The sequence below is a fragment of the Brevundimonas sp. genome, assembly GCF_030682035.1.
In the GTDB taxonomy this organism is placed as follows: Bacteria; Pseudomonadota; Alphaproteobacteria; order Caulobacterales; family Caulobacteraceae; genus Brevundimonas.
In genome coordinates this window covers 1-25,341 of record NZ_JAUXQZ010000023.1, presented here as the reverse complement: position 1 = coordinate 25,341, position 25,341 = coordinate 1, and the positions used below count along the sequence as shown (strand labels likewise).

The following is a 25,341-nucleotide window of genomic DNA, read 5'->3' as shown; positions in this document are numbered from 1 at the left end:
GCGCGCGGTGCTGGACGCCGGCCTCGCCACTTTCTATGATGCGGCCAGTGTCACCGGCCTCCGCCGGGCGACCGAGCGTGAGTGGATTCCCGACGTGCTAGGCAGGATCTTCGGCTGGACCAGCGGCGCCACCATCGGCACCTTCTTCACCATCGCCAAGCGCGGCGAGCATGTGGGGACCGACGAGTTCGGCAACCGCTACTACCTGTCCCGAGACAACTCGAGCTATGATGGCCGCCGTCGCCGTTGGGTGACCTACAACGGCTATGCCGACGCCTCAAAGGTGCCGCCGGACTGGCACGGCTGGCTGCACTATACCTTTGATGAATTGCCGACCGACCAGCCGCTGGCGCGCCGCGCCTGGGAAGAAGATCATCTGCCCAATCTGACCGGCACCCCGATGGCCTGGAGGCCGAAAGGCTCGCTCGCCGCTGATGGCGTGCGACCGCCGGCGACTGGTGACTACGAAGCCTGGCGGCCGGAATGACGCTCCGGGGGTCGATCCTGGCTGGCGTGACCGCGGCAGCACTTCTGGCGTCAGGCGCGGTTCTGGCCTCGGCTCTCAATGACCTGCCCCAGGACGCGGTTCCGATCCAGGATCCGACGGCCGCTTTGAATAGCCAGACTCCGGTCCAGGCGCCACCGATAGAGCCCGCGCCGGAAGCCGCGCCGGCGCCAGCCTCGCCGATCGCCGTGACCCCGGTCACGCCGCCGATCGTGATCGCCGAGGCCGAAGGGAAGCAAGATGAGGAAGAGAAGGCGGACGACGCGCCGGTGAAGCGCGTTGAAACCCCGGCCGCCCCCGCCCGTCGCCAGCGTCGTCGCGTGGCCATTGTCGAAGCCATCGACAAGATTACCGCCGAATCGATGCGGTTCGAGGTCGAGGTGGGGGGTCGCCCCGTCCGGTTCCAGCGCACGCTGATCTTCACTGCCCGGGCCTGTGAGGTCTCGGCGCCCGACGAACAGGTGTCCGACGCTGTCGCCTACCTTGAAGTCAGCCTGCAGCCGCGGGGCGTCATTCAGGTCAATGAACCGCGCCAGATCTTCCGCGGCTGGATGTTCGCCTCTTCGCCCGCCGTCAGCGGGCTGCAGCATCCGATCTATGACGCCTGGATCGTCGGCTGCAAGGCGTAGAAAAGCGCCTCTGACCCGCTCATGGGATCGAACAGCGAACGGGTGTTGGGCCTCAGCCGACGGGCCGCTCGCAGAAGTTTGAGATAGGCCGCCTGCGAGGTCTCGACCGCGCCGAACTGGCTGAGGTGGCCAGTCAGGAACTGGGTGTCGAGCAAGCGCCAGCCGCCGCGCTTCAACCGCGCAACCAGATGCACCAGGGCGATCTTGGACGCGTCGCGCTCGCGGCTGAACATGCTTTCGCCGAAGAAGGCGCCACCGAGGGTGACGCCGTAAAGGCCGCCGACCAGGGTTTCGCCGCGCCAGCATTCGATGCTGTGCGCATGGCCGCGGGCGTTCAGTTCGCCGTAGAGGCGACGGATCGGGGCGTTGATCCAGCTGTCGTCGCGGCCGGGACCCGAGGCGGCGCAGGCATCCAGCACGGCGTCGAAGGCCGTATCGACCCGGATCGTGTGGCCGTCGGCGCGGACGGTGCGCTTCAGGCGGGACGGGATGTGGAAGCCGTCCAGCGGGATCAGGCCGCGCTGTTCCGGCTCGACCAGGAAGATGCGCGGATCGTCGCGGGCCTCGCCCATGGGGAAGACGCCGGTGGCGTAGCAGTTCAGCAGTTCATCGGGGCCGAAGCCGCCGAACGGCCCGCCGGCGGTGAAGGCGGAGTCGCTCAGGCCTCGACCTTCTGGCGTTTGGCCCAGTTTTCCAGCCAGTGGATGTCGTAGTCGCCGGACAGGATGTCCGGTTCCAGCAACAGCTTCTGGAACAGGGGTATGGTGGTGTCGATGCCGGTGATGACCATTTCGTTGAGGCTGCGTTTCAGGCGCGCGATACACTCCTCGCGATCACGGCCGTGGACGATCAGCTTGCCGATCAGACTGTCGTAGTAGGGCGGGATCGAATAGCCGGCGTAGATGGCGCTATCCAGCCTGACGCCAAGGCCGCCGGGCGCGTGGAAGGCCGCGATCGTGCCGGGCGAGGGCGTGAAGGTTTCAGCGTTCTCAGCGTTGATCCGGCATTCGATGGCGTGGCCGGTGAAGGTCACGTCGGCCTGGGTGAACGACAGGGGCAGGCCGGCGGCGATGCGGATTTGTTCGCGCACCAGATCGACGCCGGTGATCATTTCGGTCACCGGATGCTCGACTTGCAACCGCGTGTTCATCTCGATGAAAAAGAACTCGCCGTCTTCCCAGAGGAATTCGATGGTGCCGACGCCGAGGTAGCCGATGGCGGCGATGGCCTTGTTGACGGTCTCGCCGATGGCGACGCGCTCGGTGGCCGACAGGGCGGGCGAGGGAGCTTCCTCGAGGATCTTCTGATGGCGGCGTTGCAGGGAGCAGTCGCGTTCGCCCAGATGGACGACGTTGCCGTGGCTGTCGGCAATGACCTGAAGCTCGATGTGGCGCGGCTTCTGGAGGTAGCGCTCCATATAGACGGCGCCGTTGCCGAAGGCGGCGGTGGCCTCGGACTGGGCGGTCTGAACGGCCTCGACCAGGTCGTCGGCGGTCAGGGCGACCTTCATGCCGCGTCCGCCGCCGCCGGCGGCGGCCTTGACGATCAGAGGGAAGCCGATCGATTTCGAGGCCTCGATGGCGTCCTCGATGGTCTCGACCTCCCCGGCCGAGCCGGGAACGCAGGGGATGCCGGCCTCGAGCACCGTCTGTTTGGCGGTGATCTTGTCGCCCATGACCCGGATGTGTTCGGGCCTGGGTCCGATGAAGGTCATGCCGTGGGCTTCGACGATCTCGGCGAAGCGGGCGTTCTCGGACAGGAAACCGTAGCCGGGGTGGATCGCCTGGGCGCCGGTGATCTCGGCGGCGGCGATGATCGACGGGATGTTGAGGTAGCTCTTGGCCGCCGGCGCCGGGCCGATGCAGACGCTCTCGTCGGCCAGCCGTACCCACATGGCGCCGCGGTCGGCTTCGGAGTGCACGGCGACGGTGGAGATGCCCATCTCCTTGCAGGCGCGATGAATGCGCAGGGCGATTTCGCCGCGGTTGGCGATGAGGACTTTCGTAAACATGGCTTACGCCTCGAGCAGGACGAGGGGCTCGCCGAACTCGACCGGCTGGGCGTCGCCGACCAGGATTTCCTTGACGACGCCGTCGCGAGGAGACTGGATCGGGTTCATCGTCTTCATGGCCTCGACGATCAGCAGGGTCTGGCCCTTCTTGACCTTGTCGCCGGCCTGGGCGAACGGCGGCGCTTCCGGCGAGGCCTGCAGATAGACGGTGCCGACCATGGGAGACTTCACCTCTTCGCCGGATTTGGCGACGATGGTGGCGGGGTCCGACGGCATGGATGCCGGGGAGGCCGCGGCGACAGGAGCGGGCACATGGGCGGGCGGAGCGGCGGAATATTGCATGACCGGGGCGGCCACGACTTCGCGGGCCACCCGGATGCGCAACTCGCCCTGCTCGACCTCGATCTCCGTCAGGGAGGTGTCGTTCAGGATATCGGCCAGCTGGCGCACCAGGGTGGTGTCGATCCCCGACTCGTTCTTGAGCTCGGGCGCGGGGGTCTTGGGATCGGCCATGGGTGTTAGAGCCTCTTCTTGTCGTCTTGAACCGAACGGCCCGCGGGCTGGCTGCGTTCCTGCGCCAGCTTGAGGGCGGCCTTGACGGCCAGTTCGTAGCTGAATGAGCCGAAGCCCGAAACCACGCCGGCCGCGACCGACGAGACATGGGAGCGATGGCGGAAGCGCTCGCGCGCCGCCGGATTGGAGAGGTGGCATTCGACGATCGGGATCGTCAGCGTCTTCAGCGCATCCAGCAGGGCCACCGAGGTGTGACCGTAGCCGGCGGGATTGATCACCAGCGCCGCCGCCTTTGTGCGGGCTTCCTGGACCCAGTCGATCAGTTCGCCTTCGTGGTTGGTCTGGCGGAAGACGACGCTGGCGCCGGAGGCGGCGGTTTCGCAGAGAGCCTGAATGTCGCCGAGGGTCTCACGTCCGTAGATGTCGGGCTCGCGCACCCCAAGCAGGTTGAGGTTAGGGCCGTTCAGGACGTAGAGGACGGGTTGATCGGGCATGAGCTCGTGGAACTACGGGTTCCGACCGGAATCGGACGGGCCTTTTAGCTGAGGCGTGGCGGTTATCAAAACGTCGCGCGGAACAGAGTGACGTAACGGCATGCGCATTCAGGTCAACGGTGAACTTCGCGAGGTTGAGGCGGCGACCATTCTGGCCCTCGTGGAGGAGCTGGGTCTGGACGTTCGCAAGGTGGCGGTCGAGCGGAATCTGGAGATCGTGCCGCGGTCGCTGCACGCGGCGACGGCGCTGGCCGAGGGGGACCGGATCGAACTGGTGCAGTTCGTCGGCGGGGGTTGAAGCCGAAAGCCTTTGCGCGAAACCTCTCCGTGCGCTCTGATAGAACCGGAGGGGGAGCCATGGACCGAGAGATCAAGACCGCTCTGGGCGTGGCCGCCGGGATCGCCGGGCTGGTGATCGCCTTCATATTCCTGATCCGTTACGCCGTGCCGGCGGTGCTGGAAGCCCATTTCGCGGGCAGTCTGATCACGGCGTCGGTGCTGGGGATCGCGGGCATTCTGGTGCTGGTCTGGGCCGCGACCCGGCTGTGGGCCTGGGCCGTCAAGTCACTGAAGCGTTGAGGGGCGGATAGATGTCGAACTTTGGAACGGGCTTGTCCGGAATCAAGCTGCCTCGCGGCGGCGGGTCCGTGGGGCGCACCATCAGCCTGGTGGCCCTGATCGGCCTGCTGATCCTGATTTCGACGGTGGCGGTGTCCTCGTGCAGCGTGACCGTCGAGAGCGGCTACATGGGCATCAAGACTACGAAATTCGGGCCCAACCCCGGGGTGCAGCGCGCCGAACTGGGGCCCGGCTTTCACTGGGAAGGCATCGGCGAGAAAATCCGCACCTACCAGACGCTACAGCGCACCTACAGCTATACGCGGGAGACCAACGCCGACGGGGGCGAGAACGAGGAGATCACCTTCTCGGACGTGCTGGGCCTGCCAATGACGGCGGACGTAGCCCTGACCTTCCGCATCCGCGAGGACAAGGCGGCGGATCTGTATGCGACCTGGCGGCAGGAGTTCGACGCCTTCATCGACGGGCCGCTGCGGACCTCGGTGCGCGCCGCCATCGCGCGGGAGACCGAGAAGCTGCCGGTGGCCTGCAACGCCCAGCAGTCGGCCCGTCCGGAGGTCCAGCCGATCGCGCCGGCCGCGACCGTGGCCGGGGTCGCCCTGGTCGCGCCCGGCACGCCCGACGCGGATAACTGCCCTGGCCAGCTGATTGGGCCTGGACGCCAGATCGTGCTGCAGCGCGCCATGCAGGCCCTGCAACGCGAATGGGGCCCGCAGGGGCTGGAGATCATCCGCATGGAGTGGGTCGGGTCGATCCGCTACCCGGAGACGGTGCTGGCGGCGATCCAGTCGCGCACCACGGCCGAGCAGAACACCCGCGCCGCGCTGGAGAGGGTCAATCTGGAGCGGGCCAACGCCGAGGCGCGGATCGCCCAGGCGCGGGGACAGGCCGAGGCTAACCGGCTACTGGCCGAATCGATCCGCTCAAACCCCGAGGTCGTGCGGCTGCGCGAGATCGAGCGGACGCTGGGCATCTGTCCGTTGAGCGCCGACACCTGCGTGGTCGGATCGGACATCAATGTCTCGGCCCTGATCGCGGCGCGGGACGGGCGGGCGACGGCGGGTCAATAAGTCCGCGAGGACTTCGACTCGGGCCGCGGACGGGCTAAACCCGCGACCATGACCTTTCCTCAAGACACTTGGACCGTCGCCGGACGGACCTTTTCGAGCCGGCTGATCGTCGGCACCGGCAAGTACAAGACCTATCAGGAGAACGCCGACGCGGCCGAGGCGGCGGGCGCCGAGATCGTCACCGTGGCCGTGCGGCGGGTGAATCTGAGCGATCCGTCGCAGCCGATGCTGGTGGACTACGTCAGGCCGGACCGTTTCACCTTCCTGCCCAACACCGCCGGCTGTTTCACCGGCGAGGCCGCGGTGCGGACGTTGCGGCTGGCACGCGAGGCCGGCGGCTGGGATCTGGTCAAGCTGGAGGTGCTGTCGGACACGGCGCACCTGTATCCGGACATGATCGAGACGCTGCGGGCGCTGGAGCTGCTGATCAGGGAGGGCTTCCAGGTCATGGTCTATTGCACCGACGACGTGGTGATGGCGAAGCGGCTGGAGGACGCCGGGGCGGCGGCCATCATGCCGGCGGCGAGCCCGATCGGCTCGGGGCTGGGCATCCAGAACCGGGTCAACATCCGGCTGATCGTCGAGGGGGCCGGGGTGCCGGTGTTGGTGGACGCGGGCGTGGGCACGGCGTCTGACGCGACCATCGCCATGGAACTGGGCTGCGACGCGGTGATCGCCAATACGGCCATCGCCGCGGCCAAGGACCCGATCCTGATGGCCTCGGCGATGAAGCACGCGGTGATCGCGGGGCGCGAGGCCTATCTGGCCGGGCGGATGCCGAAGCGGATGTACGCGAGTGCGAGCTCGCCGCTGGGCGGGTTGATCTGAGAGTCTTCAGTCGACCCGAAAAAATGGGTCTGAGCGGTCTGAAATTTGTACCTGGTTGGGTCGGGGCGCTGCGTCCTGGGGCGGGCGGAGCGATGGATCAAGACTGTCAAAGACCGGCCCCGTGGGGGTCTGGGCATTAAGGCATGCGGCTGCGTCAGATTCGGACGCAGGGTGGGACTCCGCTCGCGGGGAGGGGCGAGAAGACACTGTTGGGGGTCGAAAGGGGCGAGAAGACACGGCAAGGGAAGGGAGGGTCCAGGTGGCCCAACCCGCTATCGTCATTCCGGCGAAGGCCGGAACCCAGCGGCGCCGAAGGCGAAATGGTTGGCCGGCTGCGCTCCCGACAGGTTCGCGCGGGCGCGCGCCGCTGGGTTCCGGGTCTGCGAGCCGCTGCGCGCCTCTCCGCCCGGAATGACGATAGCGGGTGGGGTTGGCGGGTTGGCGGAATCCGCGCCGCCCGCTAGAGCATCGCTTCCTCTCCACGAGACCGACCATGCACGACATCCGCGCCATTCGAGACAATCCCGCCGCCTTCGTGAGCGGCTGGTCGTCGCGTGGGGTCGATCAAGAGACGGCGGAGGACGACGTCGATATCTTGCTCGAGATCGATACCAACCTTCGCGAAGCTCAGACAAAGGGACAAGAAGCGCTAGCTCGACGCAACGACCTGTCGCGCGCAGTCGGTGCCGCGATGAAAGTTGGCGATGTCGATCAAGCATCAAAGCTAAAGGTGCAGGTGGAGCGACTGAAGGCATTCATCAGCGAATGTGACGACGCTGAGAGCCGCCTGTCAGCAGCCCTTCGGAGCCTCTTGGCCGAACTTCCCAATGTCCCTGCGGGTGATGTGCCCGCCGGCGAGGACGAGTCGGAAAACAAAGAAATCTCGCATTGGGGCACTCCCAACTCTGGTGGGATGACCGTGGACCACGCCGACCTCGGAGAGGCATTGGGCCTCTTGGATTTCGAGGCCGCAGCGAAGATGTCAGGGTCGCGTTTCGCCGTCCTTAAAGGCGGGCTGGCCCGGCTCGAAAGGGCCATTGGCCAATTCATGCTAGATGTGCAGACGGGCGAGCACGGCTACTTGGAGGTCAATCCGCCTTACCTTGTTCGTGATGAGGCGATGTTCGGCACCGCGCAGTTGCCAAAGTTCGGCTCCGATTTGTTCAGAGCGTTAAGCACCGACTGGGAAAGCATCAGAGAGCGTTCAAAGAAGCAGTCGCTTGAAGCGACGGCAGATCTCAGACGAGAACTCGACGCCATTTCGCTTGAGGTGAGTGCGGGGGAGTACGGCCGAGCAGGACGAATTCCCGATATCATGGAGCAGATTCAGGCCAAAGATTTGTTCGCTGGGATCGACCTTTTCGTTCTTGGAGACCGTTCTCAGTTTAGCACCGAGCACTGGCTCATCCCCACCGCCGAAGTTTCCCTGACCAATCTCGTCCGCGAACAGATCCTGTCGGAGGACGAGCTGGCCACGCCGATCCGCTACACCGCCCTGACGCCCTGTTTCCGGGCCGAGGCGGGGTCGGCGGGGCGGGATACGCGCGGGCTGATCCGGCAGCACCAGTTCCACAAGGTGGAGATGGTTTCGATCACGCGGCCGGAGGATTCTGAGGCCGAGCACGAGCGGATGGTGCGCTGCGCCGAGGCGGTGCTGGAGAAGCTGAACCTGCCGTATCGCCGGATGCTGCTGTGCAAGGGCGACATGGGCTTTTCGGCGAAGAAGACCTTCGATCTGGAGGTCTGGCTGCCGTCGCAGGGGACCTATCGCGAGATCAGCTCCTGCTCGAACTGCGGGGACTTCCAGGCGCGGCGGATGGAGGCGCGGTTCAAGCGGGCCGGGGAGAAGAAAACCGAGTTCGTGCACACGCTGAACGGCTCGGGCCTGGCGGTTGGGCGGACGCTGGTGGCGGTGATGGAGAACTATCAGGAGGCGGACGGGCGGATCGCGGTTCCGGATGCGTTGGTTCCCTATATGGGCGGGGTGACCCATGTGGGTGGGTGAGCATCGGTTCCCTTCCCCCCTCGCGGGGGAAGGTGGGCGGCGCAGCCGCTCGGATGGGGGGGCTGGCTCCATTCGCTCTTTTTCGGCTGTGGGCGTCCCGGGCCGGCAGCCCCCCCATCCGTCCCGCTCCGCGAGCCACCTTCCCCCGCGAGGGGGGAAGGAGCGTTGATGCGCATCCTCCTCACCAACGACGACGGCATCGAGGCCGAGGGACTGGAGTGTCTGGAGCGGATCGCGCGGGTGCTGTCGGATGACATCTGGGTGGTGGCGCCGCAGACCGAACAGTCGGGCAAGGGGCGGGGCATCACCCTGACCGAGCCGCTGCGGGTCAATCAGGTTTCGGAGAAGCGGTTCGCCGTGACCGGGACGCCGACAGACTGCGTCGTGCTGGCGGTCAACGATCTGATGCCCGAACGGCCTGATCTGGTGCTCTCGGGCGTCAATCGCGGGCATAATGTCGGTGAGGACTGCTCCTATTCAGGGACGGTGGCGGGGGCGTTGCAAGGGATGGCCTTCGGCATCCGCTCCATCGCCCTCAGCCAGTCGCTGGAGCGGTTTCACGACGAGGTGCGGGCGCATTGGGAGACAGCGGAGGCCTATGCCCCGGCCATCATCTCGCGCCTCCTGGCCCAGCCGTGGCAGGATGGGGTGGTGATGAACCTGAACTTTCCCAACCGCGCGCCGGAGGACGTGACCGAGGTCGAGGTGACGCGGCAGGGCTTCCGCGACATCGGCGAGATGCATGCCGTCAAACGCACCGACCTGAGGGGGCGGGACTATTACTGGATGAGCTTCCGCGGCTCGAAACAGGACCATGCGCCGGGCACCGACCTGCGGGCCATGGACGAGGGGAAGATTTCGGTCACGCCGCTGCACATCGACCTGACCCATGCGCCCAGCATCCACGATCTGAAGGGCGTGCTGGGCGGGGCGCCGCCGAAGGGGATGGTGAGATGAAAATCCTCCCCCAAAGGGGGAGGGGGACCGCGAAGCGGTGGAGGGGCGTTTGCTCCGCGTACGTTTCAAAACCCCTCCACCATCCTTCGGATGGTCCCCCTCCCCCGATGGGGGAGGAATGATGAGTTTGAACGACGACCGCGCCGGGCGTCTGATCCTTGGCCTCCGCCAGCAGGGGGTGATGGACGCCCGCGTGCTGGCGGCGATGGAGTCGATCGACCGGGCGTTGTTCGTGCACGAGAAATTCCTCGATCAGGCGTGGGAGGATCAGGCCCTGCCGATCGACTGCGCCCAGACGATTTCGCAGCCCTATATCGTCGGCCTGATGACCCAGGCGCTGGACGTGCAGCCGCGCCAACGGGTGCTGGAGATCGGCACCGGCAGCGGCTACCAGGCCGCGGTGCTGAGCCGGCTGGCGCGCTATGTCTATTCGATCGAACGCTACCGCAGCCTGCTGAACGAGGCCGAGAACCGGTTGAAGGAATTGAAGATCGACAATGTCATCACCCGCCACGGCGACGGCGGCCTGGGCTGGCCCGAGCAGGCGCCGTTCGACCGGATCATGGTCACGGCGGCCTCGCCCGGAGAGCCGACCGAACTGCTGCACCAACTGAAGCCGGGCGGCATTCTGGTGTGTCCGGTGGGGCGCTCGTCGGTGCAGCGGCTGCACCGCTACGTCGGCCAGCCTGACGGCAGCTTCCAGCGCGAAAGCCTGGCCGAGGTGCGGTTCGTGCCGCTGGTCGAGGGGATGGCGAAGGAGGGGTGAGGGCTGGGGTATGGGGTGTGGGGGATGGGGTGTGGGGTGTAATACGAAGCTGTGAGAGCGGGGACGTGGGTGTTCTGCTTCCGCATCGTTTCCACCTCCAAACCCCACACCCCATACCCCACACCCCATCCCCCACACCCCGTTAACCTTCGCGCCCAACTTTGGCGCCCTTTGACGGGTTGGCTTGGGGCGACGGTCGGGGCACACAGGCGAGGCGTTTGGGGCGGCGACCGAGCGGCGGGAGACGGCATGACGATTCGATTCGCGATCAGGGCTCTGATGGTGCTGGCCGGAGCGGCCACCCTGACGGCCTGCGCCAGCTATCCGACCGAGCCGCGCTACGGGATCTACGCCGGCGACGCACCGCCGCCGTCGCGGGCGCCGGCTTATCCAACCGCGCCGATCCCCAGCGGCGAAGGCGTGCGCGGTCCGACCGATCCCGCCCGTGAGGCGCCGCCGCCCATCACCGCCCCCGTGGCCGAGATCGAGGGCGGGGCTCTCGGTTCGCCGATGAACACCGGCCCCCGCTATGCGCCCGCTGAAACGCCGGCGGCCGGTCCGGCCTCTGACGGATTCGAGGCCCCGCCGCCGCCCGCACGTTCGGGTGGAGCCATCGCGGCGGGCGCCGCCTATCAGATTCAGCCTGGGGATACGATCTCGGGCATCGGCCGGCGTTTCCAGACGCCGGTGCAGACGTTGATCGACCTCAACGCCCTCGGCCCCCGCGCGGCGATCACTCCGGGCCAGAGGATCATCCTGCCGTCGAGCGCGGTCGACATCGGCGGCGATCCCTACGCCACCGGGCCGTCGCCGAGCGGGGTGTATGTGCCCGAAGAGGGGACGCCCCCTCCGCCGCCGCCCCCGCCGCCCTCAGGCAATGTCGCCAGCCCGCCGCCGCCGCGCGGACCCGTGGACACCGCGGCGCCGGTCGCCACCTCGGCCGGACTCGACTGGCCGGTGCGTGGCGACATCCTGCGCCGGTTCGGGCCGGTCGGGCTGGGCGAACGCAACAACGGCGTCAACATCGGCGCGGCGGCCGGGTCGGACGTCCGCGCCGCGGCGGCCGGGCGGGTCGGCTATGTCGGCGACGATCTGGCGGGGCAGGGGCTGACGGTGCTGATCGTCCACCGCGACGGCTGGCGCTCGGTCTATGGCCATCTGGGCACGGCCGTGGTGCGGGACGGCGACGACATCCGCGCCGGCCAGCAGATCGGCACGGTGGGAAATACCGCGGGCGACGGACGGCCCTCGATCCATTTCGAGACCTGGCGGATGCGCGGCGACCAGCCGGTGGCCGTCGATCCCCTGACCGTGTTGCCGCGCTGACGTGTCCCTCCCCCGAAGTGGGGAGGGACGGCGGAGCGAAGCGCAGCCCGGGTGGGGAAGTGCGAACCTGCCGCGGTCCGCGTTTGTCGCTCCAATTCCCCACCCGGTCGCTTCGCGACCACCCTCCCCATGAAGGGGAGGGAGATTCCGTCTTGTCTCGTTGCAATGTGACGCTGCGCACCCTAGTTTCCGCGCCTCATTTTCAAGGGCCGCCTGCCGCGGTCCCAGACGGCTGCGGAGACTATCGTGACGGAACTTATGGCGGGGCCTTTCGGCACCCTGATCTTCTTCGTCCCCGTGATCATCCTGTTCTACTTCATGCTGATCCGTCCGCAGCAGAAGCAGATGAAGGCCCATCAGGCGCTGGTCGCCGGCCTGAAGCGCGGCGACACCGTGGTTCTGTCGAGCGGCATGATCGGCAAGGTCACCCGCGTCGAGACTGACCAGGCCATGGTCGAGATCGCCCAGGGCGTGAACGTCGCGGTGGTCAAGCAGATGATCACCCAGGTGCGTGACCGCACCGCGGTGGCCGCCAACGACACCAAGACCATCGCCAAGTCCTGACGCCGTTCTGAAAAGGTCGGGGACGCCCGCATGATCCATCTGTCGCGCTGGAAGGTCGTCCTTCTTGTCCTGTCGCTGCTGTTCGGCCTGCTGTTCAGCTATCCGAACCTGCTGACCGCCGATCAGCGCGCGGCGCTGCCCGGCTGGCTGCCCAGGAGCGGCCTGAACCTCGGGCTCGACCTGCAGGGCGGGTCCTATCTGCTGCTGGAAGTCGATGTTCCGGCCATGCGCGAGAAGCGGCTGGGCAACCTGGGCGAGGACGCCCGCACGGTGCTGGCCGAGGCTCGCGTCGGGGTGCTGAGCATCGCCCGCGATCCGTCCGGCGTGGTCGTGACGCTTGCCGATCCGTCGCAGATGGAACTGGCGATGCAGTCGATGCGCGCCCTGATCGGCGCCAGCACCAGCGGCGTCGTGGACCGGTCGGTGCAGCGGCAGGGCGCGGACCGCATCCGCTATGCGTTCACGGAACAGGCTCTTGCCTCAATGGGGGCCGACGCCGTGACCCAGTCGATCGAGGTGGTGCGCCGCCGGATCGACAATCTCGGCACGCGCGAGCCGTCGATCACCCGTCAAGGCGCCGACCGCATCGTGGTCCAGGCGCCGGGCGAGAGCGATCCGGCCCAGCTGGAACGGGTTATCGGTCAGACGGCGCAGCTGACCTTCCAGTTGGTCGATGTCGAGAACTCCGTCGAGGAGGCCATGGCCGGCGCGATCCCTCCCGATTCCGAACTGATCCCCGGCGCGCCGGATTCCGGTCAGGCCTTCTATCTGGTCAAGCGCCGGGTGCTGGTGTCGGGCGAGAACCTGACCAAGGCCGAGGTGACCTCGGACCAGAACAACCAAACCGCCATCGGCTTCCGCTTTGACGGGGCCGGCGCGCGCCGGTTCGGCGAGGCGACCGCCGCCAATATCGGCCGGCCCTTCGCCATCATCCTCGATGGCAAGGTGATCTCGGCCCCGCGGATCAACGGCGCCATCACCGGCGGCTCGGGCATCATCGAGGGCAGCTTCACCATCGAACAGGCCTCGGAAATGGTGAACCTGCTGAACGGCGGCGCCCTGCCGGCCCCGCTGAAGGTCGAGGAGCGCCGCACCGTGACCGCCGAGCTCGGGGCCGACGCCGTGGCGGCGGGCAAGCTGTCGACCATGATCGGCTTCGCCATCATCGTGGTGTTTATGTTCCTGGCCTACGGCTTCCTGTTCGGTGGGATTTCGGTGATCGGCCTGCTGCTGAACGGCCTGCTGATCATCGCCGCCATGTCCTTTACAGGGGCGACGCTGACCCTGCCGGGCATCGCCGGTCTGATCCTGACCTTCGCCGTGGCCGTGGACGCCAATGTGCTGATCTATGAGCGGATGCGCGACGAGGCGCGGGCCGGACGATCGGTCATCGCCTCGCTCGACGCGGGCTTCAACAAGGCCATGGGCACGATCATTGACGCCAACCTGACCACACTGGTCGCGGCGCTGATCATGTTCGTCTTCGGCGCGGGCCCTGTGCGCGGCTTCGCCTGGACCCTGACCATCGGCGTCTTCACCTCTATGTTGTCGGCCGTTCTGGTTTCGCAGGTGGGTCTGGCCTGGTGGCTGAAGATCGCCAAACCCAAAAAACTGCCGATCGCGGAGTGATGGCGATGCGTGGATGGCCTCTCATCAAAGTCCTGCCGATCAAGACGGACCTGAAGTTCGTTTCGTTCGCCAAATACGCCGCGATCCTGTCGGCCGTGCTGGTGATCGCCTCGCTGGTCGGCGTGTTCAAGCCCGGTTTGAACCTCGGCATCGACTTCCGCGGCGGCGCGGTCATGGAGCTGACCAAGCCCGCCGGCCAGACCCTCGACCTCGAGGCCGTGCGCGTGGCGGTCGACGGGCTGGGCCTCGGCGACGTCAATGTGCAGGGCATCGACAATGACGCCAGCGCCATGGTCAAATTCCAGGTGCCCGAGGGCGAGCCCCAGGCCCAGGTGGTCGAGCGGGTGCAGACGGCCATCACCGGCGCGGTCGGGGAGGTCGCCTATTCCGGCGTCAGCGTGGTGGGCTCCAAGGTCTCGGGAGAACTGTTCACCTCGGGACTACTGGCGCTGGGGGCGGCGATCCTGCTGATGTTCGCCTACATCTGGTTCCGGTTCGAGCCCCAGTTCGGGCTCGGGGCCGTCGCGGGCCTGCTGCACGACGTCATCCTGGTGTTCGGCCTGATCGTGCTGATGCGGCTGGAGTTCAGCCTCAACATGGTCGCCGCCATTCTGACGGTCATCGGTTATTCGATGAACGACACCGTCGTCGTGTTCGACCGCCTGCGAGAAAATCTGCGCAAATACAAGCAGATGCCTCTGCGCGAGGTCATCGACCTGACCATCAACGAAATCCTGACCCGGACAATCATCACCGGCTTTACGGCGGTTATGGTGCTGGCGGCCTTGGCCTACTGGGGCGGACCGGCCCTGTTCGGCTTCTCGATCGCCCTGATGTTCGGCATCGTCTGCGGCACCTATTCCTCGATCTACGTCGGCGCGCCGATCATCCTGCTGTGGGGCGTCAAGCGCGGCGAGCGCGACAAGGACCAGGCCAAGCCGATCAAACTGGGCATGGCGAGCCGGCCATAGAGGTCGTGTTTCCCTCCCCCGAAGTGGGGAGGGGTGTCGGCGCGTCAGCGACGACAGGGTGGGGAGGTGAGAACCTTCCGCGGTCCGGGTTTGTCGCTGCAATTCCCCACCCGGATCGCTGCGCGATCGTCCCTCCCCATGAAGGGGAGGGAGAGGTATTGTCTCATTTGAACGAATCACGCCCGGGGAGGGGCGGACCATGGGCAAGCTGCTGTCGAATTTTCGCACTACCTTCCTGCTCAGCCTCGTGCTCGCAGGCGTGATGATCCTCTCGTTCGGGCGCATCGCTCCCGGCGGCTTCGACCAGAGCTTCTGGCAAGCGGCGCTGCGCTGGGTGCACGTCGTAGCCGGGATCCTGTGGATCGGCCTGTTGTACTATTTCAACTTCGTCCAGATCCGGGTCATGCCGTCGATCCCGGCCGAGCTGAAGCCCGCCATCGGCAAACATATCGCCCCCGAGGCCCTGTTCTGGTTCCGCTGGTCGGCGCTGGTGACGGTGCTGGCGGGACTGGGGGTCATGCTGACCCGCGGCCACGCCTATGCCGCCGAAGTCATGACCTTCGGTCTGGCGCAGGGGCTGACCGAGGACCAGAAGGGCTTCACCCTGATGGGGATCGGCATCTGGCTGGCGATCATCATGTTCCTCAACGTGTGGGGCGTCATCTGGCCGAACCAGAAGCGGGCGCTGGGCATCGTTCCGGCCGAGGATGACGTGAAGGCCAGGTCGGCCCGGATCGCCATGCTGGCCAGCCGCACCAATCTGTTGCTGTCGCTGCCTATGCTGACCTCGATGGCGATGTACCAGACCCTGTTTGGCTGATCCGGCTTCCGATCTTCCGGGCGCCAGCCTCGACGCCCGGGTTCGCGCCGCCGATATCGACCGGTGGCTGTCCAGCCGGTTCGTGGCCGACGCGCGGCTGCGCGCGGACCTGATCGCCCTCTATGCTTTCGAGGCCGAGTTGATGGCCATCCCGACGCGGGTGACCCAGCCGCTGCTGGCCGAGATGCGTTATGTCTGGTGGCGCGAACAGATGGACGGGGTGTTTGCCGGGATCGCGCGCAAGGGCCATCCGGTGCTGGAGGCCCTGACCGAGGTGGTGGCGCGGCACGGGCTGGAGCGCGCGCCGTTCGACGCCCTGATCGAGGCCCATATCGGCCGGGTGCACGGCGAGCCACACGATCTGGACGCCTTCTATGTCGGGCCGATGCAGGCGGCGATAAGTGTGCTGGCCGGGCGGGGGTTAGACGAAAGGGTTGTCGAGGCCGGTCGGGTCCGTGGGCTGGCGCAGTCCGGACGGGCGGATGAGGCGAGAGCCTTGATAGCCGCGGCCAACCGGGCGCTCGCCGGTCTGCCGGTGCAGGCCTTTCCCGCCGTGGCGGCGGCGGCGTTGACGCGGCCGGACGCGCCGGAGTTCAGCAAGCGGATCAAGCTCACCATCGCCTCGGCGCGCGGCCGGATTTGAGGGCCCGAAAACCATCGACCCTCGTCGGGAAATGGTGCAGGTTCCGTCGATCACTGGTTGGCGAAGGCGGAACCCTATGACTTTGCGTACTGTCCTGATGGCGGCTCTGATCGCCGCGAGCGCCGTGGGCGCGCCGATGGCCGCCTCGGCCGCCACGCCGCCGACGGTCCGGTCCGATGCGGCCAGCGACGCCGCCAACCAGGCCGTGGTGGAGAGCCTGTACCGGGCCTTCGCCGCCGGCGACGGGGCCACGATCGGCGGCTTGCTGGCCACCGATCTGGTCTGGATCGAGGCCGAGAGCGGTCCCTATGCCGACCGCAATCCGTACAACGGACCCGCCGCGGTGTTCGAAGGGATTTTCGGGCGCGTCGGCGCGGAGTTCCAGGGCTTCGCAGCCACGCCGCAGACATTTCTGCCCAGCGGCGACCGGGTGGCGGTGCTGGGACGCTACACCGGGACCAACAGGGCCACCGGAGAGGCGCTGGACGCACAGTTCGTCCACGTCTTCACCGTCACGGGCGGCAAGATCACCCATTTCCAGCAGTACACCGACACCGCCCAGTGGGTGGATGTGATGACGCCGGACTGACGTTCAGGCGCGCGGCCAGACCGTGACCTCGGCGGGCCAGACCTCATGGTTCGGCGAGCCGTCGTAGGCCCAGCCGAGGGTGCGGGCCAAGGTGCGGGCGCCGGCGCGGACGACGGCGACCGGCGGGGTGGTCAGGCCATGCATCTCTCGCGCCCAGTCCGGCAGCAGATCCACGCCCGCTCGCATGATGACGCCCGAGGCCGCATCGGTCAGCGCCGCGCCGACCGACTGGTTGAGCACCAGCCGCGCCACCTCGCGGGTCCGGTCTTCGGCGCGCAGGGCCGGGCGCAGGGATTCGATCAGGGCCTCGGCCGAGGCGCGGTCGCGGGGGACGAGGTCTGCCCCGAGCCGGTCGGCGATGCCCGCCATCTCGGCGAAATATTGGTCCTGATCAGTGATCGGCATTTCGGGTTCTGCGTAGCGGATCCAGGCGTTGAGGAAGCTGATCGCCTCGGTGACATGGACCCAGGCCAGCAGGGCGGGGTCGCTGACCCGGTAGGGAGTTCCGTCGGGCAGGACGCCGCCGATCCGGTCGTGAATGCCTCGCACCCGGTCGATGGCGGCGATTCCGTTTTCGGCGTGGTCATAGGTGGTGACGGCGATGAACTTGGCTGTACGCCGCAGCCGACCGTGCATGTCCGAACGGAAGTCGGAATGGTCCCAGACCCCGGCCAGCACCGCCGGATGCAGCATCTGCAACAACAGGCCCGAGACGCCGCCGATCATCATGGTGACGATATCGCCGTTCACTCGCCAGGCGACGGAGTCGGGGGCGAACAGGGCGTCGGCGCGTCGGAGGGCCGGGCGCTCGCCCCTGGAAGCGTCGTTGAAGAGGTCTGTGATCCGGCGGCGGATGGCGACCTTTGCGGGTTCGAGGATCACGCCGTGTCCCGCCACGCCTTCAGCGCCTCCAGCGCCCGGACGCTCATCAGCCGCTTCTTGGCCCGGCCGCGTTCCTTGAGCGGGATCTTGACCCCGGCATCATCGACCTTGGGCGCTTCCAACGGCGGCAGCAGGCCGTAGTTGATGTTCATCGGCTGGAATTTGGAGATGCCGCCGGGGCCGTCGAGGTGGCCGCCGGTGATGTGTTCGACCAGGGCGCCCATGGCGGTGTGGACAGGCGGGGCTTCCAGCGGCCGACCCAGCCGTTCGGCGGCGGCGAGGCGACCGGTCAGCAGGCCCATGGCGGCGCTCTCGACATAGCCCTCGACGCCGGTGACCTGGCCGGCGAAGCGCAGGCGCGGCATGGCCTTGAGGCGCAGCTGGCGGTCCAGCAGCTTGGGCGAGTTCAGGAAGGTGTTGCGGTGCAGGCCGCCGAGGCGAGCGAACCGGGCCTCCTGCAGGCCGGGGATCATGCGGAAGACCTCGGCCTGGGCGCCGTGCTTCAACTTGGTCTGGAAGCCGACCATGTTGAACAGGGTGCCGAGCGCATTGTCCTGACGCAGCTGGACAATGGCATACGCCTTGACCTGCGGGTCGCGCGGATTGGTCAGGCCGACGGGCTTCATCGGGCCGTGGCGCAGGGTCTCGCGACCGCGGTCGGCCATGACCTCGATGGGCAGGCAGCCGTCGAAATAGGGGACGTTCTCCCAGTCCTTGAACTCAGCCTTGGGGCCGTCCAGCAGGGCGTCGATGAAGGCCTCGTACTGGGCCTTGTCCATCGGACAGTTGACGTAGGCGGCGGCGTCGCCGCCCGGGCCTTCCTTGTCGTAGCGCGACTGGCGCCAGGCGATGTCGAAATCGATGGTCTCGGCGTGGACGATGGGAGCGATGGCGTCGAAGAAGCTGAGCGCGTCCTCGCCGGTCAGGTCGAGGATGGCGGCGGCGAGGGCCGGGGAGGTCAGGGGGCCGGTGGCGACGATGACATTGTCCCATCCGTTCGTCCCATTGGCTTCCGGCGGCAGGCCGGCGATCTCCTCGCGGACGATGGTGACGAGGGGGTGGGCCGCCAGCTTCGCCGTGACCGCCTGCGAGAAGCCGTCGCGGTCGACGGCGAGGGCGCCTCCGGCGGGGACCTGATGGGCGTCGCCGCAGGACATGATGATCGAGTCGAGGGCCCGCATCTCGGTGTGGAGCAGGCCGACGGCGTTGTGCTCCCAGTCATCGGAGCGAAAGGAGTTGGAGCAGACCAGCTCGGCCAGGCCGTCGGTATGATGGGCGTCGGTCTTCACGCCCGGCACGCCACGCATCTCGTGCAGGACCACGGGCACGCCCGCCGAGGCGATCTGCCAGGCGGCTTCCGAGCCGGCGAGGCCGCCGCCGATGACGTGGATGGGTTGGCAGGTTTCCGTCATGGGCGGCTTCTAGCGGGGCCGAAGGAAAGGGGCTAGCTTGGCCGTGAGCTTGGGGAGGCTGGAATGGCGGGATTTTCAATCGGGACGGCGATCGCAGAGGCGTTCGGCTTGATCGGGCGGCGACCGTTGGCGGTCTTCGCGTGGGGCCTGCTGATGGTGGCGCCCATTTTTGGCGCGCTCGGTCTGATGTTCCCGGCGATGGGGGAAATCTTCGCCAACATGCCGGACCCCGACGCGGGGACTGCGGGCGATTCTGCGTTTTCCGAAGGCATGGTCGCCCAGATGATGCAGTTCCAGATGGCGTCGCTACTGGCCAATCTTGGGCAGTATGTGGGGTTGGCGATTGTCTACACGGCCATTTTCCGCGCCGTACTTCGCCCGACCGAGCGCTCGTTCTTCTCCCTGCGGGTGGGCATGGATGAGCTGCGCGTCGCCGTGGCGGGGCTCGCGATCGGCATCGGCGTCTACATTGTGATGATCTTCGCCGTTCTCTTGTGTGTCGCGCTAGGCTTCGGGCTCTGGGCCCAAGGCGAGGCTGTGGCGCTGTGGACGTGCGGGATCGTGGGTCTGGCCATGTTTGTGGCGTTGCTGTGGGGGCTGGCTCGGGTCAGCCTGATCGCGCCCGCCAGCGTGCTTTACCGGGACTTCGCCTTCGCCGAGGGCTGGAAGCTGGCCGCGGGCAAGGGCTGGCCGCTGCTGGGCATGCTGCTGCTGCTATATCTGATGGTCGTGGTCATATACGTCGTGGTGATCATCATCGTCGCCGTCGCCGCCGGGGGGGGCATCGCGGCCACCGGGTCAGCCTGGGAGGGCGCGGGCCATGATGGAAACCCCTTCGGGGGGATGAGCGCGTGGATGGCGGTCAACTGGCCATGGCTGGTCGTTGGCGGTCTGGTTCTCTCGTGGGTGTACGGGGCGTTCATGACGCTGATGGTCGCGCCCTTCGCTTCGGCTTGCCGGCAACTCGCGGAGAGCTCGGAGCCGCTGCCTGCGGTTGACAACGCATCGCCGGAACCGGCCGTTTAGATTAAACACGATCCCGTAGAAGGAACGACTCAATGGCGTTTTCCGCGACTGATGCGGCGTTCGAAGGCTTTCGCCTCGTGCGTCGGAACCCGATGGCGATCGTCGTCTGGTCGGTGCTGTATTTCGTGCTGAGTCTGGCCAGTCTGTTCGCCTCGGCCCAGAGCATGAGGGGCATGGCAGCCCTGACCGAGTTGTTGGAAGGGATGGAATCCGCACCGCCCGCCAGCTTTCAGGACATAGTGCCGATATTTGAGGCTTATGGCCAAGCCATGAGCCATATGGCCTGGCTGATGCCGGTGTCGCTTGTGGTCGGTTCGATCATCTACGCGGCCATTGCGCGGGGGGTGCTGACGCCACAAGCCAAGGGCCTCGGCTATGTCAAGTTTGGCATGGACGAGGTCCGCGTTCTGGTCGTCAGTATCGTGATCAGCCTCGCCGCGATCATCATCTATTGCCTCGCCCTGGTGGGCGTGTTCGCCCTCGGAGCCATTGCGATTGCGACCGGGCAGGGCTGGATGTGGTTGCTTGTCGTTCTCGGCTTCATGGCCGCCATCGGCCTGATGATCTGGCTGGCGGTGCGTTGGAGTCTGGCGATCCCGATCGTGGTTGCGGAGAAGCGCTTCGCCTTCTTCGACTCCTTCGGGATGACCCAGGGCCGGTTCTGGCCGCTGTTCGGCATGGCGATCATCTCAGGCCTCCTGTCAGTCGTGATCTGGTTCCTGTCGATGGTCGTCGCCATGCCGGTGTCGATGATGTCGGGGGTGAGCATGATGGGAGCCATGGGCGCGTCGACTGATCCCGCAGCCATGCTGGAGGCATTCGACCCCACCAATCCGTGGATGATCGCAACAGCCGTGGTCAACGCTGTCGTCTATGCGCTGATGGTTGGCGTGGTCTATGCCCCCTTCGCAGTCGCCTATCGCGATATCACGGGCTCGACGCCGAGCGCGGCGGTGTCCGACTAGGTCTGTAACCACCGGGCGGGGACCGAAGCCGACCTTCGCCCGGTCGTGATTTCTGGGCGTTACGAGACATAAGCGCGAGAAATCTGCAGGCCGGTGCATCCATCATCCGCGTTCGCCGCCTCATGCGGAGGTGGATCTCTGTCCGCTGAAGCATCACAAGGGGCGCCGCATGGCCGGTATCGAACTCTACGCCGAGCGCAGGCGGATCCATCGCCGGACCTGGACGATCGCGGCCGTCGTGCTGGGCGCGATCTTTATGGTCGGTGGGCAGGTGGGCGCGTACTTCCCGGCCATTGCAGCGGGTTTCATCACTCCCGGCGGCGGGTCGGACGGCTGGCCCCAACTGGCCTATGAGCTGGCGGCGGCCTTCGGCCTGGGTTCGGTCCTGGTGCTGCTCTGGGCCTGGCTGTTCGAGCGGCGTGGGCCGGCGACACTGGGCCTCAATGCGAAGGGGCCGCAGCGGTTCGTGCGGGGCTACCTGCTGGGTCTGGCCTTCCTGACGGCCGTGGTCGGCGTGATCTGGGCCGCGGGCGGCTATGTGGTCGAGGGGACAGGGGCGTTCGGTTCCGCCGCCGTCGGCGCGGCCCTGCTGCCCATCGGCGTGTTGATGCTGGGGTTCATCATCCAGGGGTCGTCTGAGGAGCTGCTGTTCCGGGGCTGGCTGATGCAGTTGATCGCCTCGCGCCACGGGATCTGGATCGCCGTCGTCGCCAACTCGGCCCTGTTCGCCTTGGCCCATGCGGGGAATATCGAGCCGTCGAACGAGCTGTATGTGGGCCTTGCCAACATCGTCCTGTTCGGCCTGTTCATCAGCCTCTACGCCGTGCGCGAGGGCTCGCTGTGGGGCGTATGCGGCTGGCACGCGGCGTGGAACTGGCTGCTGGGCCTCGGCTTCGGGCTGGAGGTGTCCGGGATGAAGATCGACAGCCTGCCTCTGATCACCGACCTGACGGCGGCGCCGGGTGCGGCCTGGTGGCTGACCGGCGGCGCGTTCGGACCGGAGGCCAGTCTGGTCACCACGGCGGTGCTGCTGACCGGCACGGTCGTGCTGATGCTGCGCGGCCGGACCCGGGACCATGGCGTGGAAGCGGCCCCGGTCGCGGCCTGATCGGTCAGGCGCTCCTTCTTAGCGCCGCCACCCGCGCCTTGCGGCGGGTTTCGTGGCGGTCGAGGACCTCCTTGAGGTATTTACCGGTCCAGCTGGCCGGGTTGGCGGCGACCTGTTCGGGGGTGCCGACTGCGACGATCTCGCCGCCGCCGTCGCCGCCCTCGGGACCGAAGTCGAGCAGCCAGTCGGCGACCTTGATGACGTCGAGATTGTGCTCGATCACCACGATGGTGTTGCCGTTGTCGACCAGTTCCTGAAGCACCTCCAGCAGCTTGCGGATGTCTTCGAAATGCAGGCCCGTGGTCGGCTCGTCGAGGATGTAGAGGGTTTTGCCCGTCGCCCGCTTCGACAACTCCTTGGACAGTTTGACCCGCTGGGCCTCGCCGCCCGAGAGCGTCGTCGCGGACTGGCCGACCTTGACGTAGCCGAGGCCGACGCGGTTCAGGGTCAGCATCTTGTCGCGGATCGAGGGCACGGCCTTGAAGAAGGACCCGGCCTCCTCGACGGTCATGTCGAGCACGTCGGAAATGCTCTTGCCCTTGAAGACGATCTCCATGGTCTCGCGGTTGTAGCGTTTGCCCTTGCAGACGTCGCAGGTGACATAGACGTCGGGCAGGAAATGCATCTCGATCTTGATCAGGCCGTCGCCCTGACAGGCCTCGCAGCGGCCGCCCTTGACGTTGAACGAGAAGCGGCCGGGTCCGTAACCGCGGGCTTTTGACTCGGGCAGGCCGGCGTACCAGTCACGGATCGGACCGAAGGCGCCGGTGTAGGTGGCCGGGTTCGAGCGCGGGGTGCGGCCGATGGGCGACTGGTCGATATCGATGACCTTGTCGAACAACTCCAGCCCCTCGATGCGGTCGAAGGGGGCCGGAGCGTCCGAGGCGTTATGCAGGCGCCGGGCGGCGGCCTTGTAGAGGGTCTCGATGGTGAAGGTCGACTTGCCGCCGCCGGACACGCCGGTGATGCAGGTGAAGACGCCGCCGGGAATCTCGCCGGTGACGTTTTTCAGATTGTTGCCGGTCGCGCCGCTGACCCTCAGCATCCGCTTGCGATCGATGGGACGGCGGCCGTCGGCGGGCAGTTCGATCTCGCGCTCGCCGGTAAGGTATTTGGCGGTCAGGGAGTTCGGATTGGCCATGACCTCGGCCGGCGTACCCTCGGCGCAGACCTCGCCGCCGTGGATGCCGGCGGCCGGACCCATGTCGATGACATGGTCGGCGGTCAGGATCGCCTCCTCGTCATGCTCGACGACGAGGACGGAATTGCCGAGGTCGCGGAGGCCGCGCAGGCTTTCGAGCAGGCGGGAGTTGTCGCGCTGGTGCAGGCCGATCGACGGTTCGTCGAGCACGTAGAGCACGCCGGTCAGGCCCGAGCCGATCTGCGACGCCAGACGGATGCGCTGGCTCTCGCCGCCGGACAGGGTGCCCGAGGCGCGCGACAGGCTGAGGTAGTCGAGGCCGACATTGTTGAGGAAGCGCAGCCGGTCGCCGATTTCCTTGAGAATGCGGCGGCCGATCTCCAGCTGTTTGTCAGTCAGGCGCCCGGACAGGGTCGAGACCCACTGATAGGCCTTGGCGATCGACAGGAAGTTGATGTCGGAGATGTCCGAGCCGTCGATCCGCACGGCCAGGGCCTCGGGTTTCAGCCGTTTGCCGCCGCAGGCTTCGCACGGGGTCTCGGACTGGAACCGGCCCAGTTCCTCGCGCACCCATGAGGAGTCGGTCTCGCGCCAGCGGCGTTCGAGGTTCGGCAGCACGCCCTCGAAGGCCTTGGAGACCTCATATTTGCGGGCATTGTCGTCATAGGTGAATTTGATCTTTTCCGACCCGGTCCCGCGCAGGATCACGGTCTGCGCCTGTTCCGGCAGTTCGCGCCACGGCACATCCATCGAGAAGCCGTAGTGACGGCTCAGCGACTGCAGGGTCTGGGTGTAGAGCGGCGAGGGGCCGCGGGACCACGGGGCCACGGCGCCCTTGTGCAGGGTCCTGTCGCGATCGGGGATAACCAGATCGGCGTCGAAGGCCAGCTTGACGCCAAGGCCGTCGCAGGTCGGGCAGGCCCCGAACGGATTGTTGAACGAGAACAGCCGCGGCTCGATCTCCGAGATGGTGAAGCCCGAGACCGGGCAGGCGAATTTCTCGGAGAAGGTCAGGCGGCGCGGCGTGGTCTCGCCCTCGGCGACCTGGGCCCATTCGGCCACGGCGATGCCGTCGGCGAGGCCCAGGGCGGTCTGCAGGCTGTCGGCGTAGCGGCTGTCCAGCCCCGGCTTGGTGACGATCCGGTCCACGACGATATCGATGTCGTGCTTGAACTTCTTGTCCAGCGTCGGGGCGTCCTCGATGGCGTAGAATTCACCGTCGATCTTGAGGCGCTGGAAGCCGGCGCGCTGCCACTCGGCCATCTCCTTGCGGTATTCGCCCTTGCGGCCGCGCACCACGGGGGCCAGCAGCAGCAGCCGTTCGCCCTCGGGCAGGGCGTTCAGCTTGTCGACCATCATGGAGATGGTCTGGCTCTCGATCGGCAGGCCGGTGGCGGGCGAATAGGGCACGCCGACCCGCGCCCACAGCAGGCGCATATAGTCGTGGATCTCGGTCACCGTGCCGACGGTCGAGCGCGGATTCTTTGACGTTGTCTTCTGTTCGATCGAGATGGCGGGTGACAAACCCTCGATCAGGTCAACGTCGGGCTTGCCCATCAGCTCCAGGAACTGGCGGGCGTAGGCGCTCAGGCTCTCGACATAGCGGCGCTGGCCCTCGGCGTAGATGGTGTCGAAGGCGAGCGAGGACTTGCCGGAGCCGCTGAGGCCGGTGATGACCGTCAGCGTATTGCGGGGGATCTCCACGCTGATGTTCTTCAGATTGTGCATCCGCGCCCCGTGCACGGTGATGTGCTTGATCATGCCGACGCGCTATGCCATGTGTTTGCGCTTTTGCTCCTCGTACTTCAGCTTGGCCCAATCCACCAGCCGCCGCAGCGGCGGGAAGTACTCCGCAAGAATCACCAGCCCGGGAATGAGAAAGACCCATCCCGGCATGATGGGCAAAAT

General features: G+C 66.8%; 26 protein-coding genes. 19 read left to right on the top strand and 7 right to left on the bottom strand.

The genetic code is table 11. The annotated features are described in order from the left end of the window. Positions 1-94 precede the first annotated feature (94 nt). Entirely contained in the window at positions 95-487 is a 393-nt protein-coding gene (locus Q8K49_RS04630) for an NADH:ubiquinone oxidoreductase subunit NDUFA12 (protein ID WP_305304614.1), read from the top strand. Next, positions 484-1,134, top strand: coding sequence for a DUF2155 domain-containing protein (locus Q8K49_RS04625; RefSeq protein WP_305304419.1), 651 nt, complete (start codon positions 484-486; stop codon positions 1,132-1,134). Before Q8K49_RS04630 ends, Q8K49_RS04625 begins: the two co-directional genes overlap by 4 nt. On the opposite strand, the gene aat is transcribed toward Q8K49_RS04625, so the two are convergent. The 4 genes from aat to Q8K49_RS04605 are packed head-to-tail and all read right to left on the bottom strand — an operon-like array spanning position 1,101 to position 4,152. Then, positions 1,101-1,796, bottom strand: a complete 696-nt coding sequence (gene aat, locus Q8K49_RS04620; RefSeq protein WP_305304613.1) for a leucyl/phenylalanyl-tRNA--protein transferase — start codon at positions 1,794-1,796, stop codon at positions 1,101-1,103. The genes Q8K49_RS04625 and aat overlap by 34 nt on opposite strands. Continuing rightward, entirely contained in the window at positions 1,793-3,145 is a 1,353-nt protein-coding gene (gene accC / locus Q8K49_RS04615; protein ID WP_305304418.1) for an acetyl-CoA carboxylase biotin carboxylase subunit, read from the bottom strand. The genes aat and accC overlap by 4 nt, the downstream gene beginning before the upstream one ends. 3 nt (positions 3,146-3,148) lie before the next feature. Next, positions 3,149-3,658, bottom strand: coding sequence for an acetyl-CoA carboxylase biotin carboxyl carrier protein (gene accB / locus Q8K49_RS04610; RefSeq protein WP_305304417.1), 510 nt, complete (start codon positions 3,656-3,658; stop codon positions 3,149-3,151). Positions 3,659-3,663: 5 nt separating this feature from the next. After that, positions 3,664-4,152, bottom strand: a complete 489-nt coding sequence (locus Q8K49_RS04605) for a type II 3-dehydroquinate dehydratase (RefSeq protein WP_305304416.1) — start codon at positions 4,150-4,152, stop codon at positions 3,664-3,666. A 100-nt stretch (positions 4,153-4,252) separates the two neighbouring features. On the opposite strand from Q8K49_RS04605, the gene thiS reads away from it, so the two are divergent. From thiS to Q8K49_RS04535, 14 genes are all read left to right on the top strand, one after another. After that, positions 4,253-4,450 carry a sulfur carrier protein ThiS gene (thiS, locus tag Q8K49_RS04600; RefSeq protein ID WP_305304415.1) on the top strand — a complete coding sequence of 66 codons (198 nt, stop codon included), beginning with the start codon at positions 4,253-4,255 and terminating at the stop codon, positions 4,448-4,450. 59 nt (positions 4,451-4,509) lie between these two features. Next, positions 4,510-4,731, top strand: a complete 222-nt coding sequence (locus tag Q8K49_RS04595; protein ID WP_305304414.1) for a hypothetical protein — start codon at positions 4,510-4,512, stop codon at positions 4,729-4,731. Positions 4,732-4,763: 32 nt separating this feature from the next. Continuing rightward, positions 4,764-5,801: an SPFH domain-containing protein gene (locus Q8K49_RS04590; RefSeq protein ID WP_305304413.1), complete on the top strand. Its 1,038-nt coding sequence runs from the start codon at positions 4,764-4,766 to the stop codon at positions 5,799-5,801. A 48-nt stretch (positions 5,802-5,849) separates the two neighbouring features. Continuing rightward, positions 5,850-6,629: a thiazole synthase gene (locus Q8K49_RS04585; protein ID WP_305304412.1), complete on the top strand. Its 780-nt coding sequence runs from the start codon at positions 5,850-5,852 to the stop codon at positions 6,627-6,629. A gap of 493 nt (positions 6,630-7,122) precedes the next feature. Further along, positions 7,123-8,634: a serine--tRNA ligase gene (gene serS, locus Q8K49_RS04580; RefSeq protein ID WP_305304411.1), complete on the top strand. Its 1,512-nt coding sequence runs from the start codon at positions 7,123-7,125 to the stop codon at positions 8,632-8,634. 168 nt (positions 8,635-8,802) lie between these two features. Next, the gene (gene surE, locus Q8K49_RS04575; protein ID WP_305304409.1) at positions 8,803-9,591 is read left to right on the top strand and encodes a 5'/3'-nucleotidase SurE; all 789 of its coding nucleotides are present in this window, start codon (positions 8,803-8,805) and stop codon (positions 9,589-9,591) included. Positions 9,592-9,712: 121 nt separating this feature from the next. Beyond that, positions 9,713-10,357, top strand: coding sequence for a protein-L-isoaspartate(D-aspartate) O-methyltransferase (locus tag Q8K49_RS04570; RefSeq protein WP_305304612.1), 645 nt, complete (start codon positions 9,713-9,715; stop codon positions 10,355-10,357). A 249-nt stretch (positions 10,358-10,606) separates the two neighbouring features. Next, positions 10,607-11,683: a peptidoglycan DD-metalloendopeptidase family protein gene (locus Q8K49_RS04565; protein ID WP_305304407.1), complete on the top strand. Its 1,077-nt coding sequence runs from the start codon at positions 10,607-10,609 to the stop codon at positions 11,681-11,683. 258 nt (positions 11,684-11,941) lie between these two features. Continuing rightward, positions 11,942-12,247 carry a preprotein translocase subunit YajC gene (yajC, locus tag Q8K49_RS04560; protein ID WP_305304611.1) on the top strand — a complete coding sequence of 102 codons (306 nt, stop codon included), beginning with the start codon at positions 11,942-11,944 and terminating at the stop codon, positions 12,245-12,247. 30 nt (positions 12,248-12,277) lie between these two features. Further along, positions 12,278-13,876 (top strand): protein translocase subunit SecD, encoded by a 1,599-nt coding sequence (gene secD, locus Q8K49_RS04555; protein ID WP_305304405.1) that lies wholly within the window; start codon positions 12,278-12,280, stop codon positions 13,874-13,876. Beyond that, the gene (gene secF, locus Q8K49_RS04550; RefSeq protein ID WP_305304404.1) at positions 13,876-14,847 is read left to right on the top strand and encodes a protein translocase subunit SecF; all 972 of its coding nucleotides are present in this window, start codon (positions 13,876-13,878) and stop codon (positions 14,845-14,847) included. The genes secD and secF overlap by 1 nt, the downstream gene beginning before the upstream one ends. 199 nt (positions 14,848-15,046) lie before the next feature. Next, entirely contained in the window at positions 15,047-15,667 is a 621-nt protein-coding gene (locus Q8K49_RS04545; protein ID WP_305304403.1) for a hypothetical protein, read from the top strand. Then, positions 15,660-16,310, top strand: a complete 651-nt coding sequence (locus tag Q8K49_RS04540) for a squalene/phytoene synthase family protein (RefSeq protein ID WP_305304402.1) — start codon at positions 15,660-15,662, stop codon at positions 16,308-16,310. Before Q8K49_RS04545 ends, Q8K49_RS04540 begins: the two co-directional genes overlap by 8 nt. Before the next feature lie 76 nt (positions 16,311-16,386). Continuing rightward, the gene (locus Q8K49_RS04535) at positions 16,387-16,899 is read left to right on the top strand and encodes a nuclear transport factor 2 family protein (protein ID WP_305304400.1); all 513 of its coding nucleotides are present in this window, start codon (positions 16,387-16,389) and stop codon (positions 16,897-16,899) included. 3 nt (positions 16,900-16,902) lie between these two features. On the opposite strand, the gene Q8K49_RS04530 is transcribed toward Q8K49_RS04535, so the two are convergent. Both Q8K49_RS04530 and trmFO read right to left on the bottom strand, forming a co-directional pair. Beyond that, on the bottom strand, positions 16,903-17,781 hold the full coding sequence (locus Q8K49_RS04530; RefSeq protein ID WP_305304399.1) for an oxygenase MpaB family protein: 879 nt from the start codon (positions 17,779-17,781) through the stop codon (positions 16,903-16,905). Beyond that, positions 17,778-19,193, bottom strand: coding sequence for a methylenetetrahydrofolate--tRNA-(uracil(54)-C(5))-methyltransferase (FADH(2)-oxidizing) TrmFO (gene trmFO / locus Q8K49_RS04525; RefSeq protein ID WP_305304397.1), 1,416 nt, complete (start codon positions 19,191-19,193; stop codon positions 17,778-17,780). Before trmFO ends, Q8K49_RS04530 begins: the two co-directional genes overlap by 4 nt. Before the next feature lie 63 nt (positions 19,194-19,256). On the opposite strand from trmFO, the gene Q8K49_RS04520 reads away from it, so the two are divergent. From Q8K49_RS04520 to Q8K49_RS04510, 3 genes are all read left to right on the top strand, one after another. Beyond that, positions 19,257-20,219 carry a hypothetical protein gene (locus Q8K49_RS04520; protein WP_305304395.1) on the top strand — a complete coding sequence of 321 codons (963 nt, stop codon included), beginning with the start codon at positions 19,257-19,259 and terminating at the stop codon, positions 20,217-20,219. 32 nt (positions 20,220-20,251) lie between these two features. Further along, positions 20,252-21,184: a hypothetical protein gene (locus tag Q8K49_RS04515; RefSeq protein ID WP_305304393.1), complete on the top strand. Its 933-nt coding sequence runs from the start codon at positions 20,252-20,254 to the stop codon at positions 21,182-21,184. Positions 21,185-21,353: 169 nt separating this feature from the next. Then, a complete protein-coding gene (locus tag Q8K49_RS04510) occupies positions 21,354-22,292 on the top strand; it encodes a CPBP family intramembrane glutamic endopeptidase (RefSeq protein WP_305304391.1) in 939 nt (312 codons plus the stop codon). Between the two features lie 4 nt (positions 22,293-22,296). Here Q8K49_RS04510 and uvrA read toward each other — a convergent pair whose 3' ends face one another. Continuing rightward, positions 22,297-25,194, bottom strand: coding sequence for an excinuclease ABC subunit UvrA (gene uvrA, locus Q8K49_RS04505; RefSeq protein WP_305304389.1), 2,898 nt, complete (start codon positions 25,192-25,194; stop codon positions 22,297-22,299). Positions 25,195-25,341: the final 147 nt, after the last annotated feature.